The sequence below is a fragment of the Brasilonema octagenarum UFV-OR1 genome (genome assembly GCF_963888615.1).
In the GTDB taxonomy this organism is placed as follows: Bacteria; Cyanobacteriota; Cyanobacteriia; order Cyanobacteriales; family Nostocaceae; genus Brasilonema; species Brasilonema sennae.
On the sequence record NZ_CAWPKW010000308.1, the window covers coordinates 20,691 to 35,154 of the forward strand.

The following is a 14,464-nucleotide window of genomic DNA, read 5'->3' on the forward strand; positions in this document are numbered from 1 at the left end:
CCTATACTTACGACACAAGTGTGCCGTAAGTTCTACAGTATACGCTGCGATCAGCGCTGGCTGACGCCACGCCTTACTCACCAGTCGCCTAAGAGGTCACAACAGCCTGCTTTTGGACAAATCTGACCAGTTGCTGTCCAGTTGAAAACTTACTTGGTGCTGTAGGATCACAAATGACTAACCACTATTTTTTCCCCATAACCTCCGCAAGTCCAGTTTGGTTTTGTTGGTAAATACGTACTGGTTCGGGGGAGGTAATAAGTGTTGTATAGAGTTTTAGGGTTTCCGAGGTGATGTGATCCCAGCTATAGTTCAGTTGTACGTGCTTTTTTGCATGCACAGCCATTGCTCTTAGTTCTTCTGGGTGATCTATTGCCCAGTTTAAGGTACGAGTCAAAGAGCTAAGGTTTCCGGCTTCAAACAATTTTTCCCTCCCTCCACTAATTAATTGCTTGTGAGGTGGGATGTCACTTGCTACGACTGGTATCTCTTCCTCCATCGCCTCTAACATTGCTAGAGGTAGTCCTTCTAGATTAGAGGGAAGGACAAATAACCCTGCTCCCCGGACAATTTCCCAAAGACGTCGTCCCCTCAGTTCGCCTGCAAAGACAATATTTGGATTATTTGCGACCTTTTGTAATAGTTGTGAAGTGAATGATTTCGTATCGCTCACACCACCCGCTAGAACAAGTTTCCATCCAGGAGGATTCAAAGCACTAAAGGCGTCAACTAGCAAGTCAGGACATTTTTCTGGTACCAGTCTACCCAAAAAAACAATATAGCGCTTTTGCTGAAGACCTAATTGAGTACCGTAACCAAAATTGGGATCAGATTCACCATACCTGGCTGGGGCGTTGGGGATGTAGACTGTGTCCCGATCATAAGTTTGTGAAAAGTAGGTTTGGAGGACATTAGACACGACGATCAGTCCGTGAGCGAAACGAACTGCAGCCTTCTCTCCCATTTGAATCACGCGAGTTGAAAAACTCCCCCACTTAGCACGTTGCCAATCTAAACCTTGACAGGTTACGACAACCTTTGCACTATTGATAAATTTTGGTAAACAAGTGAATAGAGATGGACCAAGAGCGTGAAAATGAATGATATCGTATTTTGTGGTGGAAGCTGCTAGTGCTCCTAGTGCTGACGTCACAAAAGCATCCACTCCTCTTAAACCGAAACCAGGTAAAGAGATAACTTGGACGCCCTGATAGTCGTAACGGTCTTGCCAGGAACTGTCCGTATAAGAGGAGCGGGCAAATAAATCAACAGAGTGTCCTTGTTTGACCATACGAGGATACACTTCTGCACAGTAATGCTCAATGCCGCCCTGTTTGGGAGGTAGACCTTTTGCACCAATGACAGCAATTTTCATACTAGTTAAGCCGTGCTAGTTTTGTGATGGAAAAGTATGTACAAATCGAAATTAAGTTACATTTTGTAACACATAAAACAACAAGAATACAGAAGATGGGAACACAAAAAATCTCTGTTTCTCTGTTTCAATTTCTGAACTCTAAAAAAGCATTGCCTCTCCCTGATAACTATAATTTTTTGTATTTTTTCTTTCCTAGTTATTGTTTTGACATCACGTTGTGTTCAGACCGGAATAGCAATGCTATTGCGCTGTTCCCAGCGATTTAACATTTCGCTGTAAACCTGTTCAACAACCGTACTAGCTGCATAAGGCTTCGCAGTCTGCACGCAAGATTCTGTCGGATAATCTCCTGGATGTAGAAGCACTTTCCGTAAAGCATCTGCTATGCAGCTAGGCGTTCGTTCAGAACAAACAACCCCACTCTCAGCAGTTAGTAATTTTGGGGTTTCACCACATTGAGTCGTGACGACTGGAGTCCCACTCCCAAGCGCTTCTAAAACCACCAAAGGTAGACCTTCGTATGCACTGCTGAGGACAAAAACATTGCAGACACGATGAAGCTCTGCGAGTTGACTTTGAGTCACTGCTCCCAGCATCGTAATCTTATCTACAAGTCCTAGTCTTGCAATTTCCGCACGCATTTCTACTCCTAACTCGCCATCCCCCGCTACAAGTAGATGAATATGAGGCTCGTTTAAAGTAGCAAACGCACGTACTAGCAGAATCGGGTCTTTTTGAGGATGAAGCCTCCCAGCAAATAAAATAAAACGAGTCTGTTCATCCACACCTAGCCGAGACGCCAGTTCTCGCCTTTTAATTTCTCGTTCATCTTCTCTTAACGGGTAAAAAATTCCATTGTCAAAAGAATTTTTGATGTACGCAATTCGGTCTTGCAAGCGAGGATAACGCTGCTTATATAGTTGCGCTGCATCAGTATTACACGAGAGAATTTGGCTAAACTGGCGAACTAACAGACCTTCTAATGCAAAATATGCAGCTGGAAATCTTCGCCAAAGAATAGCTTTTTTATTACCAGCAGCTTGCATTTGCGTCTGTATATCATTGTGGATAAACAGAGTTTTTTCCCCCTGCCAATTAAGAGCTGCGATTGTTGGCTCTATCCTGTGAAAATGCATAAAGTCGGAAGCAAAACGATGCCCTAAAAGAGCTGCTGTATATTTTAGGGTTGTTGGAATTAAGCTTCGGACGTTATCATCTTCCAGTGTAAATAAGGGCAAAAAAGCAATTTCTCTACCTGCAAATTCTGCTTGTTGCCATTTACCAACAGGCTTTTTTGGATCAGTATTAGTTCCTACGAGTTTTACCTCAAACTGGCTGGGAGCGTATTTGATGAATGTATTTATGAGTGTTTGTATACCTCCAATTGTGGCGTTCCAAGGATTAAATTGGTAAAATATCGTGATAACAGGTTTACGCATGGGGACTACCCTGCACAACTTTTGTACAAGAAATCAAATGTTTTTCAATTGTCAAAAAGCACTCAAAAACTTTAAATATATCCTCCTACACACTAAAGAATTTGAGCGTTTTTGTATTCCTCCAATAGTCATAATCAAGTGGCTGAGATATCAGTATCATCTTGGCATATTGTAAGATTTATAACCACTGCCGTACAAACACAGAAAAAGTTTTTTACCTTCAAAAAAGGTACATAATTTCTATGTGATTTTTACACTTAAATTGAATTACATTTATCAAATAGTAATATTTCTGAAGCCAATTTTTACTGCAAAAATCTGAACTTTATCAAATCTTTATAATGATTGTATAAATTTTACACGACTGCTATCAACATTATGGTATGCTGTTCTCTTTATACACTTATGAAAAAAGAAGACAAAATTTACAGCAACTTAATAAATCTAATTGTAAAAAAAAGGACGTTTTGAACTCTGTCTACGCCCAAATGTGAAAAGATGCTTGAAGAAAGCAGAAATATTCAAAGCAGTTATTGTGAAGGTCAGAGCATGAGTGGAGAATTCAAACTCCCACTCAAAGTATTGACCACCAAATCTGCGGTTTAGTGGTCAATAGTAAGCAATATTGGCTACCCCATAGAATCAGTAAACACTGAAGCGCTGTTATATCTGTTACGGCTTAGATTTTGCTTCTAAGTTTTCTAAGCGGCTTCTGAGTTCTTGGTTTTGTTGTTTAAGTTGGTCAAGTTCAGAACGTAACTGACGAAGCGCTTTTTCGGAACCAATGTTGGTTTGCACCTTGGAAATCTCTTCCTCAGCGTAGCGACGTACGCGCCCATCTGGTGTTTGGTCAGCCAAAGCTTGCAAAATTCCGATTGCTTTGGCGATTTCCATTTGTCCAAGGGCTGCGACTACTGCTATTTGAGTTAAAAAGAATGTTTCGTTGGAAATTTCTGTCAATCGCTCTAAAACCCGTTCCACATTCGCACTATTTTGACCAACAGAAATCTTTCCAAGAGCACGAATTGCGGCTAAACGCAAGGGTTGTGGTACACCAAGGTGGGTGTATTCCATGAGGAGATTTAAAGCGGCTTCTGAGGTTTTGAGTTCGCCAAGAGCTGCGATCGCACCACTGCGTACGACCTCATTCCAACCCGCCTTCTCTTCCAAAACGGATTTTAGCAGCTTGATTACCTTTGCTTCCTTTGGTTTATCTTCTGTTGTCCCAGCCGCTATGACTCCTACAGCACGAGTTGCTGTGGCTTCTACATAGTAGCTAGGATCGCCTACCTCCAACAGTTCTTTCAACACCTTATAGCTTTCATGAGTTTTGACCTTTCCAAGTGCTTCCACCACAGCACGGCGCACGTATGAACTCTCATCCTTTAAACCAACAACCAACTCATCAAAGACTTGATCAAGCTTGATTTCTGCGAGTTGTTTAGCCACCTCGACGCGTACACCCCAGAAGGGTTCATTTTTGAGTGCAGCAGACAGCGTTTTTAGGGCTTTATTACCGCCTTTTTTCGCCAAAGCTTCCGCTGCTAGGATGCGGGAGATAGGGTTGGGATCAAATTCCAACTGCGCTTTCAATTCTGGTAGTGGGTATTCCAGAGACACCGTTTTCAGGTAGTGATTCCCCACATCAAAGCTGATAAATTGAGGTTTTTGCTCTAGAGGGAAGTAGAAGCTTTGTTCGTGTTCATTCACTCGTACTGTAAAAGTTTTAAGGTCACAAGATCTAGTCTGTGAAGCAGTCAAAGAGGAAGTCTCGGAGTCTGGTTGTTGGACGTACCCAAAACCGATAGGGATTTTTAAGTCAAATAAATCGCTGTTATTTCCGACACTTGCTTGAGTTTGAGTCACGGTTATCTTAGCCAGCTTGGTATCAGAATCCCAGGAGTAAGCGACTTTAAAATCTGGATGACCACCGCGATAAACATACTGGTCAAAAAGAAATAACAGATTGCGCCCACTTGCTTTTTCAATCGCCCGTAGTAAATCAACTGTTTCCACAGTTTTGTGGGCATTATCCCGTACAAATGTCTGAATTGCTTTCCAAAACAGTTCTTCGCCCAATTGGGTCCGAATCATGTGATAAACACATGACCCTTTCTCGTAGATGTGACGGTCATAAAGTTCAATCGCTTCCCGGTAAACATGAGTGACCATTGGACGGCGATAGCGACTACTATCTTCAGCTAAATAACTACGAGCTTCCTGTAAACGATAGTATATGGCTTCTTGAGCACCGTACTCATGCTCTGTCCACATAACTTCGGAGTAAGAAGCCATCCCCTCCTTGATCCAAGCATGAGACCAGTGCTTAATCACCAACAAATCACCAAACCATTGGTGCGCTAGTTCGTGGACAACCAAGCTTTCTGTGTTGCGGTTATCTAATGCTGCTTTTTCATCTAGCAAACATCTATCGGTTAACAGTGTTGCAGATGTATTTTCCATTCCTCCAAAGATGAAGTCGTCAACACAGACTTGAGCGTATTTAGGGTAAGGGTATGGATAGCCATATTTTTCGCTCAAAAACTCTATCATCTGCGGAGTTTTGCCCATACTACGTTTGGCATCTTCTTCGCGACCTTTTTCAACGTAGTAGGTGACGGGTATTGTGTTCCACTCATCACGAATTTCGGCAAAATCACCAACTGCTAAAGTCATTAAGTAGGTCGGATGAACTTGCTGCTGTGACCAGTGGTAGATTTTGTCGTTACCAAGTTCATCTGTAGCAATAAGTTCCCCGTTAGAAATTGCTATCAAGGGTTTGGGGACGCGGATGCGAATTTCGGAAGTAGAAAGTTGTCCAGGGTAGTCAAAGCAAGGGAACCAAAAGCGGGAGTCTTCGTCTTCTCCTTGAGTCCAAACTTGGGAGGGTTTATGAGGATAGTGTTTGTCGCTTTGGATAAAGTACAAACCGCGTTGTGGTTTGTCTGCTGAGTAATCGATCGCAATGACAATGGACTTGTCAACTTGTGTAGGTGGTTCGAGTTGGATAGATAACTGTTGTCCATCGTAGTCAAAGTTTTGCGTTTTTCCATCCACTTGTACTGATTCGATACCTAAGTTGACAGCATCTAAATTTAAACGGTCAATACCGTCGCGGATTGGTTTAAGTGTTATGCTACAACGACCTTGGTATTTTTTGTTAACGATATCCAAACTGAGGTCTAAAAAAATATGCTCTACAAGTCCCGGATGATCTGGATTGTAATGCGGTTTTGCCCCAGGTAACTCAAAAGTTTTATACTGTGTTTTTTCTGTATCAAAAAAATGTTGTGACATTGATGTTTACTGAATCTTGGTAACCCTGAAAATTCCTTATGAATGTTGTAAGGAAAAACAGCTTGATCGCGTGTTATCCCTATGTCAACTTAGGATACACCCTAAACATTTTGTACACTGTTGTCATTGAACATACAGTGTTTTGCCCCTAAGCAATTTAAATTCTGTAATAATATCCTGATGGTTTTATATAGCTTAGAATAGCTTGTTACCACCAAAAGGTATATATTTTTCAGATAAAGAACAATATCATTTGTGGATTTGTTCTTGACGCTTTTGAAGTACTACTTAGATCGCTATTATACTCATATTTTTTCCGATTGACAATCTGATCACTAAATCGTGATAAATAGCGTGCAGCCTTGTTTAGTGAATCCGCAAAATCCACAATGACATTCTTACTAAGATCTAGGATAATTCGTTGAGCAAAAGGGAACATTTACAATGCCCGAAAGTCGGTCAAAATTTATAATTCCTGCTGTTAGTACTGCCGTAGTTGTGGCAGGAGGAATAGCAGCGTATATGTATTTGAAGGGTGGTCCCTCTGGAGATATTTCTGATGTTTTGGGCGCTGCTAAAATCGTGCCAGATGAAGCAATTTTGGCAACTTACATTTCTACTGAGCCAAAAGTTTGGGCAAAGTTAGAGCAATTTGGCACTGCTGAAGCACAACAGATAGTCGCACAAAATTTGGAGAACTTCAAGAAAAAACTGTCTACTGATAGCAATATTTCTTACGAACAAGATTTAAAACCTTGGGTTGGTGGTGTTATGGTTGCCATGCTACCCTCAAGTCCAGCAAAACCTGTTGCACAGAATACTCTGCAAGCAGCACAGGAACCTAAAATTTTGGTGGTAGTGGGAATCAAAGATAAATTGGGTGCCTTGAATTTTGCTAATAAATTGAAGGCACAAAAAGAGGTCAAAGTAGAGGAAACTGACTACAAAGGCGAAAAAATCATAGAAACAACTGGTAAGAATGATCACAATTATACTGCTGTTTTAAATACGACTTATGTTGTCATTGCTCCGGAAAAGCAATCTGTAGAGCACGCAATTGACACTTACAAAGGTGAACCTTCCTTTGCAAGTAAAGAAGGTGCAAACAATATGTTAACAAGAGGTGTCAATGTAGACAACACCCTGGCGCAAATTTATGTACCGGATTATCGCAGCATGGTACAGCAATTAATAACCGCAAATCCGAACGCCACGCCGATTTCTCCAGAAAGCATGAAGCAGTTAAAGCAGATGAAATCTATGGTGGCGAATGTAGGAATTGATAATACGGGTGTGCGGATGAAAGCCATTGCCAAGTTAGACCCAGAATTGGTCAAATATCAGTATGAAAACAGTTCTGCTGATGTGGTATCTCAATTTCCTGCTGATACAATCGCCATGTTGAGCGGAAAAGGAATCAGCAACTGGTGGTCAGGGCTTGTGGAACAATCAAAAGATAGTCCTGAGTTGAAGCTTACGCTTGAACAAGCTCGATCGCAACTGAAATTAGTCAATATTGACCTGGATAAAGAGATTTTCGGGTGGATGAATGGAGAATTCGGTTTTGCTGCTATTCCATCAAATCAAGGTGTGTTGGCGCAGATTGGTTTTGGGGGAGCGTTAGTTTTCCACACAAGCGATCGCAAAATGGCTCAAAGCACTCTCAACAAACTGGATGACTTTGTTAAAGCACAATCAGTCAATGTAGCAAAAAGAAGTATCGGCGGTAAAGAAGTTACAGAATGGCTGATTCCTCAACAAGGAGCTTTATTAGCACACGGCTGGCTAGATAATAACTCCGTATTTGTCACTATTGGTGGTCCGGTAGCCGAAACTCTAGCAGATCGTAAAGGTGAGTCTTTACAAGGTAGCAACAACTTCAAAGCTGTTACTAACACTCTCCAAAGGCCTAACGGTGGATATTTTTACTTAGATATGGACAAAACCGTACCTCTGTTAAATCGTCTTGCCACTGCACAACAGCAGCCGATGACTCCTGAAACAAGTGCGATCATAAGTTCCATTCGCGGTTTGGGTTTGACTGCTACTAGCCCCGACAAAACAACTACCGAAGTTGAGATGTTGCTCGCCCTCAAGCCGAAAAATGGGAATTAGGAGGACTGGTAATTCACCTGTGTACATCTGGTGTTGATCTGGTGGTTCTCACTTCTAAATACATACTTGGTGCAATATGATTCATATAGACGGGCTTTCTCCTGATTGCAAAGGTAGACAATTCATTCGATCAACATTAGTGATGAACACAGCTGTAAAAAATACTCCTGGATTAGCTTCGCGTTTTGTAAATGGCGTTCTGGCAATCAAGCCTTTAGCCAGTTTAGCCAAGCATCAAGCTAGGCAAATGATGATTAAACGCGCTAAGAAAATAGGGGTGAATTGGCTCGAAGAAGCACAAACCCTACAAGCGCGTAATTGGCAAGCTGACTTCGCTAAAGTACAAAATCCCCAAGTTACTTACCCAGAATACTACTTCAGCCCATTCCATGCTTACGAAAAAGGAGACCTCTGCTGGGAAGCTGCGTTGGAATTTGAAGTTGCTGCCCGCACCGTCCACGCTGGAATTTGGCGGGATGCTGGGGCGAAGGGTGATCCCATGCTACGCCAGAGTTACCATGACATTCTAAAACAGCAAATTCTCCAAGAACCACAAGACATTCTAGACATGGCATGCGGTGTGGGTTTGAGTACTTTTGCTCTACAAAAAGTTTATCCCCATGCCAAAATTACGGGTTTAGACTTATCTCCCTACTTCTTAGCCGTTGCTCACTACCGTAGTGAGCAGCACCATGCTAATGTTAACTGGATTCATGCGGCTGCTGAATCTACTGGGCTACCAGATACCTCGGTTGATTTAATTTCCATTTTTCTGATGTGCCACGAACTGCCTCAAGCAGCAACTCAACAGATTTTTGCTGAAGCCAGACGCCTACTGCGTCCGGGTGGACATCTGGCAATTATGGATATGAATCCCAAATCTGAAATTTACAAGAAGATGCCGCCTTACATTTTGACGCTGCTCAAAAGCACTGAACCGTATCTTGATGAATATTTTACGTTGGATATTGAGCAAGTGATTGTAGAGGCGGGGTTTAAAACTCCCACCATCACTCCTAACAGTCCCCGTCACCGCACTATTATTGCTCAAGCGTAAAGACGTAAATGCTACGTTCCTACATGGAATTGTTGTGCGCAGTCATACCACCGCTACTACTTCTGCTTTACTACTATTACCGCATCCCTTCTGCCCCTTCTTTGATGCGGCTGCTGTTTTTCTTTGTGTTAGGAGCAATATCTGGTGTTCTTGCTTTGGCGTTGGAAGGGGTTTTTGAAACAGTCGCCAACAATGTTGTTGACTGGGAAAGAATGCAGCGTGTTTTCCCAGGTGTTGTTGTGCGACAACTTATAGAAGTCGGTCCTGTAGAAGAAACCTGTAAGCTGGTAGCGGTGATTGTCCCAACTTACCTTTTCCAACCTCGATACCGATTTCGCCCCACTTCTGTTTTTCTATTTACCATAGCGGTTGCCCTTGGATTCACTGCCCAAGAGAATTGGATTTACCTTTCTCACGACACGGCACCAATTTTTGAGCGAATTATCAGCACACCAATTCATGCCATGTTTTCTGCCCCTTGGGGGTATGTCCTGGCAATATGTATTAGCGAAAACATTTCTTTGTATGGATATCGGCAGTTTTTGCCTGCTGCTTGGCTCAATGCTGTGATTTGTCATGGTTTAGTAAATGTTCTATCTATGAGCGATCGCTATCCAATACCACTAAATTTGCTCAATTATGGCTTGTTCCCGTTTCTGTTGTGGATGTTTTGGCGACTACAGCAGTTACTGCGAAGGGTGCAAGGCGAACTTCCAATCATGCTGATCTCTGGATACACACCTAAACAGCGCTTCCAACAACGTATCAAAGTGCTGTTAGCTTTGTTGCTGGCTGGAAATGCTCTTTTTGGGCTATTTCTTTTAGTCAAAAGTCTGAGCTTGTTGAATATATCTCAGCTTTTTGACCGTGATGTTGTGTCATTTATACTTAGCCGCTTATTGCTAAATGCTGGTTTTGGACTTGTAGCATGGGTGATTTATACCTCTTTGCGACGTTCAGCACGTGAGTAACCCAAGCAAATAGCCCCCAACTTAATTACTGTTTATCAGCTAACTTGTCATAACGCCATCAAAAAAAGGATATATAATACTTGCGAAATCGCAATCCCAAATCATTAATTGGGAGTGGTTCTATTTTCGCAAATTGGTTGGCTTAACCACCAGACAAAAAATGAAACAAACAAAACAACTCACCGCAATCATTGAGCGCGAGGGAGATGGCTATGTATCGCTTTGTCCTGAACTTGATATCGCGAGTCAAGGTAGCACAATTGAGGAAGCACGGGATAACTTAGTTGAAGCGTTAGAGCTATTCTTTGAAACAGCAGCCGCTGCTGAAATCCAAGAACGACTGCATACAGAGGTTTTTGTGACACGCTTAGAGGTGAGCGTTGGGTAAGCTAGGTGTTCTTTCTGGTGGAGAAGTTTGCAAAATTCTAGAGCAGCATGGCTTTGTACAAGTACGCCAGCGTGGTAGTCATATAATTATGCAATTGCAAACAGAAGACTCAACAATAACTGTTCCTGTCCCTGCTCACGATAAGCTACGTACTGGCACTTTACAGTCTATTCTTCGCCAGTCAGGACTTCCTCGCGCCCTTTTTGAAGTGGACTCATGACAAGTGGCGATCGTGCTCAAATTCAAAATTCAAAATTCAAAAAAAGAAAAAAGAAAAATGAGATATAGCAGTTGCCAGGTAGATTAGGACATCAACTAATGAGAAAACATGGAAACCACGGGACAATTCCCAGCCTGCTCCCCTTCGGATTCGCAGTCGCCTGCGGAGGAGCCAGTACTGTTCGCGCAGCGTGGCACTTTGTGCCATAGGAGGGTTTCCCTCACTTGGTATCTGGCGTTGGAAACCCTCCCGCAGCGCTGTCTCACCTGCTCCCTGCTATAATTTCTTCTCCCCTGCACCCCTACACCCCCACACCCCTACTCTTCGCCAAAATCTTTGAATCACATCCGGAATCAAGAGAATTGCTTGTGTAGTTTTCCTTGTTCAAATAGTTCAGACATTAGAGAGAGGACTACACCAAGAAGCTGTCAATTCTTTTTTAAATTAAATTACAAAAGAAGAAAAATATGGAAAATTAGCATTTCGTTTTGAGTTTTCATTTCAAAAAATTATCCAATTGAGTAAATCTTATGAATGAGGTAATAATAGCCCGAACAATGGTAAGTTATGATTATCACTCAAAATGACCCCTTAGAAATACAATAAAAATTGATTTTGTAGCCGAGATATTTTCTATACAAGATAAATCAAACCATTGAGGGAGCCTATACAGATGAATACTTTGATACGTTTGTAGGTAAGTTCCAGAAAACCAAAAGATTTTTTTCACAGGAGGAATCAGATGCAAAACAACATAAGAAAACAAAACAACATAAAAAAATTTGTTTCCCCAGGTTTATTAGGAATCCCCTTAGTAGGTGCACTTGTGTTGGTTGGCTTAGTTGTCAATCGCCCAAAACCAGTAATGAGTAATCAGCTTGCATATATTGACCAATCCGCTGAATCGGCTGAAGATTCTGGGTTACCAACTTACACTTGGTTGCACCAAAATTCTTCTGAAGCCTCTTCTAGATCCTCTGAATTAACTGCACACAAAGAAACCCGACTGCGTAAAGCACTCGCCTCGGTTACTATTCCAACTGATGTCACCAAATCAAATGGTTTGGAAGCAGCCACAAGCACAGTCGCAATTGCACAACCCCAAACACCCACCAAAACTGCCAGTATTACGCCTACAGCAGCCCGGTTCCCTCAACAAGATGGCGTTTACCTCTACGGTCAATCACCCAAGTCTGGTCAATTGGGGCAAGGATATATCATATTTGAAAAGCACCAAAACAAAGTGACAGGTGCGTTATATATGCCTAGTTCTGAGTTTAGTTGTTTTAATGGCACACTCCGTTCCTCTGGAGAGTTGGCAATGACAGTGAATGGTTTCGCAGGTGACGAAAGCCCAACTCAAGTGGCAGCAAACAATACATTACCTCAGGTCAAAGATGGTGAGTCAAGCACTTATGCTCACTCTGTGACGTTGCAAGATTATAATCAGATAAATAATATTAGTAGTAGCGATCGCCAAGTTTTACAAACCTGTCAGGCAAATGTTCAAAAGTGAGGAGTCAGGAGGTAAGAATACAACTCCTAACTCCTCACTTAGCACTTCTTAATACTCAATTCCTGGTTGTGCCTTTATACCCTGATCTCGGAAGGGATGTTTGACTAAAGTCATTTCCGTAACTAAGTCAGCGCGTGAAATCAATGCCGCAGGTGCACCTCTGCCTGTGAGAATAACATGATTGTTAACTGGCTTTTGAGCTAGCCCAGCTAAAACTTCATCAACTTGTAAGTAACCAAGTTTAAGAGCAATATTAATTTCATCCAACAGCACCAGTTTGAACTGTGGATTGCGGATATATCCTAATGCTTTTTGCCAAGCGGCTATGGCTTTTTCAATATCGCGATCGCGATCCTGAGTATCCCAAGTGAAGCCTTCCCCCATAGCATGAAATTCTAATAAATCATCTTGCCATATACTGAAAACTCTTTTTTCTGCAGGTTCCCAGGCTCCTTTGATAAATTGGATTATAGCAACTTTATACCCATGACCTAGCGCCCGCAACACCATCCCCAGTGCAGCTGTGGTTTTTCCCTTACCATTACCAGTATGAACAACAATTAACCCTTTTTCGTTAGATGCATTCTTGATTCGCATCTCCTGGACTTCTTGGCGTCGCTGCATCTTTTTACGGTACTGTTCTGAGTTGAGGGAGGAATTTTCCCCAACCGCACTTACATTGGTAGTTGTCCAAGTTTCATCGGTTTGCATAGCGCTGGTGTTCAGTTTAGTGTAATTATTACAAGGCTTTATCAAAAATCCGTTGATTAAAATGTTAAATCAATCATAAAAATATAATAAATAGGTAAAAAATACAGGATATTCCTCTATAAACCTTACCACCTCTGCTAAGCGGGGAATATGATTAACCAGAACACTTCATTTGCAGCAACTGTGCCTCATACGCGCGTTGTACTCATACGTGTCACCTCACCCCCAACCCCTCTCCTTATTAAGGAGAGGGGTGCCCGTAAAGATGGGGTGAGGCTTTTTACCTGCAACTTGCTTGGTATTAATTATGGAAAATAGAGTTTCCGTTATTTTAGGGGACATTACCCACCTACAGGTAGATGCTATTGTCAATGCTGCCAATAATTCCTTACTAGGAGGCGGTGGTGTTGATGGCGCAATACATCGTGTAGCTGGACCAGAACTTTTGTCAGAGTGTCGCAAGTTACACGGATGTGATACTGGTCAAGCAAAGATAACTAAAGGTTATCATCTTCCAGCAAAGTGGGTGATTCACACTGTTGGTCCAGTGTGGGAAGGTGGAAATTCTGGAGAAGATGAGTTGTTGGCACAATGTTATCGCAATAGTCTAGCCTTAGCAGTAGAAAACGGAATCAAAACTATTGCTTTTCCAGCCATTAGCATAGGCGCATATCGTTTTCCACTAGAACCTGCTACTAAAATAGCCGTCAATGAAGTTAACAAATTTTTACACAGCAATAACTCTCTCGAACAAATCATCTTCGTGTGTTTTGGGCAAAATGCCTACAATTACTACTTGCAGGTGGTGCCAGAAATAACTTAAAGCTAGCCAGGATTGTAAGCTAGCTCTATGATAAAACTCTCAACCTACCAAGATCAATGCAGATTACTCAGTGTCTTCACACAGCCATTCTTGTCACGGATCTAGAACGAGCCGAACATTTCTATACAAAGGTGCTAGGATTGCCCAAAATAGAGCGCTCTCTGAAATATGCTGGCGCTTGGTATCAAGTTGGGAATCATCAAATTCACCTCATAGCTGCCCAGGGAGTCCCCACTGAAGACCAAAACGAAAAATGGGGGCGCAATCCCCACGTTGCATTCTCAGTTGCTGACTTAGACGCAGCCAAACAACAACTTTTAGATAACAACTGCTTGATTCAACCCAGCGCCTCCGGACGCCCAGCCCTCTTCACCAAAGATCCTGATGGGAATATTGTGGAACTCAGTCAGCAGTGAGGTGGAAAGTGGAGAAGTTGGGGAAATTGTACTTTTTGGGCGGATGATATTGGGGCGATCGCCTTTACTCAGATTTTGCACCTCCGGCTGAGTACGCCCAGAACTCAAGTTCGTGGCTCATAAACACGCGTCC

12 protein-coding genes are annotated in these 14,464 nt (G+C 42.3%); 8 read left to right on the forward strand and 4 right to left on the reverse strand.

From position 1 onward, the window contains the following. Window positions 1-184 precede the first annotated feature (184 nt). The 3 genes from AC5590_RS27275 to AC5590_RS27285 all read right to left on the reverse strand — a co-directional run bounded on the left by AC5590_RS27275 (window position 185) and on the right by AC5590_RS27285 (window position 6,114). The gene (locus AC5590_RS27275) at window positions 185-1,375 is read right to left on the reverse strand and encodes a glycosyltransferase family 4 protein (protein ID WP_169266459.1); all 1,191 of its coding nucleotides are present in this window, start codon (window positions 1,373-1,375) and stop codon (window positions 185-187) included. A gap of 224 nt (window positions 1,376-1,599) precedes the next feature. Beyond that, the gene (locus AC5590_RS27280) at window positions 1,600-2,817 is read right to left on the reverse strand and encodes a glycosyltransferase (protein ID WP_169266460.1); all 1,218 of its coding nucleotides are present in this window, start codon (window positions 2,815-2,817) and stop codon (window positions 1,600-1,602) included. 672 nt (window positions 2,818-3,489) lie between these two features. Then, complete coding sequence (locus tag AC5590_RS27285) at window positions 3,490-6,114, reverse strand: M1 family metallopeptidase (protein WP_169266461.1); 2,625 nt, start codon at window positions 6,112-6,114, stop codon at window positions 3,490-3,492. Window positions 6,115-6,558: 444 nt separating this feature from the next. On the opposite strand from AC5590_RS27285, the gene AC5590_RS27290 reads away from it, so the two are divergent. The 6 genes from AC5590_RS27290 (at window position 6,559) to AC5590_RS27315 (ending at window position 12,381) form a co-directional block, all read left to right on the forward strand. Continuing rightward, window positions 6,559-8,229 carry a DUF3352 domain-containing protein gene (locus AC5590_RS27290; protein WP_169266462.1) on the forward strand — a complete coding sequence of 557 codons (1,671 nt, stop codon included), beginning with the start codon at window positions 6,559-6,561 and terminating at the stop codon, window positions 8,227-8,229. A 142-nt stretch (window positions 8,230-8,371) separates the two neighbouring features. Continuing rightward, entirely contained in the window at window positions 8,372-9,286 is a 915-nt protein-coding gene (locus tag AC5590_RS27295) for a class I SAM-dependent methyltransferase (RefSeq protein WP_169266473.1), read from the forward strand. 8 nt (window positions 9,287-9,294) lie between these two features. Continuing rightward, window positions 9,295-10,257 (forward strand): PrsW family intramembrane metalloprotease, encoded by a 963-nt coding sequence (locus AC5590_RS27300; RefSeq protein WP_169266463.1) that lies wholly within the window; start codon window positions 9,295-9,297, stop codon window positions 10,255-10,257. 160 nt (window positions 10,258-10,417) lie between these two features. Beyond that, window positions 10,418-10,645, forward strand: coding sequence for a type II toxin-antitoxin system HicB family antitoxin (locus tag AC5590_RS27305; RefSeq protein ID WP_169266464.1), 228 nt, complete (start codon window positions 10,418-10,420; stop codon window positions 10,643-10,645). Continuing rightward, window positions 10,638-10,865: a type II toxin-antitoxin system HicA family toxin gene (locus tag AC5590_RS27310; RefSeq protein ID WP_169266465.1), complete on the forward strand. Its 228-nt coding sequence runs from the start codon at window positions 10,638-10,640 to the stop codon at window positions 10,863-10,865. The genes AC5590_RS27305 and AC5590_RS27310 overlap by 8 nt, the downstream gene beginning before the upstream one ends. 742 nt (window positions 10,866-11,607) lie before the next feature. Beyond that, entirely contained in the window at window positions 11,608-12,381 is a 774-nt protein-coding gene (locus AC5590_RS27315) for a hypothetical protein (protein ID WP_169266466.1), read from the forward strand. Window positions 12,382-12,429: 48 nt separating this feature from the next. On the opposite strand, the gene cobO is transcribed toward AC5590_RS27315, so the two are convergent. Next, window positions 12,430-13,092, reverse strand: coding sequence for a cob(I)yrinic acid a,c-diamide adenosyltransferase (gene cobO / locus AC5590_RS27320; protein WP_169266467.1), 663 nt, complete (start codon window positions 13,090-13,092; stop codon window positions 12,430-12,432). A 307-nt stretch (window positions 13,093-13,399) separates the two neighbouring features. Here cobO and AC5590_RS27325 point away from each other — a divergent pair, with 307 nt between their 5' ends. Together AC5590_RS27325 and AC5590_RS27330 are read left to right on the forward strand one after the other, a co-directional pair. After that, on the forward strand, window positions 13,400-13,915 hold the full coding sequence (locus AC5590_RS27325; RefSeq protein ID WP_169266468.1) for an O-acetyl-ADP-ribose deacetylase: 516 nt from the start codon (window positions 13,400-13,402) through the stop codon (window positions 13,913-13,915). A gap of 56 nt (window positions 13,916-13,971) precedes the next feature. After that, the gene (locus AC5590_RS27330) at window positions 13,972-14,331 is read left to right on the forward strand and encodes a VOC family protein (RefSeq protein ID WP_169266469.1); all 360 of its coding nucleotides are present in this window, start codon (window positions 13,972-13,974) and stop codon (window positions 14,329-14,331) included. Window positions 14,332-14,464 lie beyond the last annotated feature (133 nt).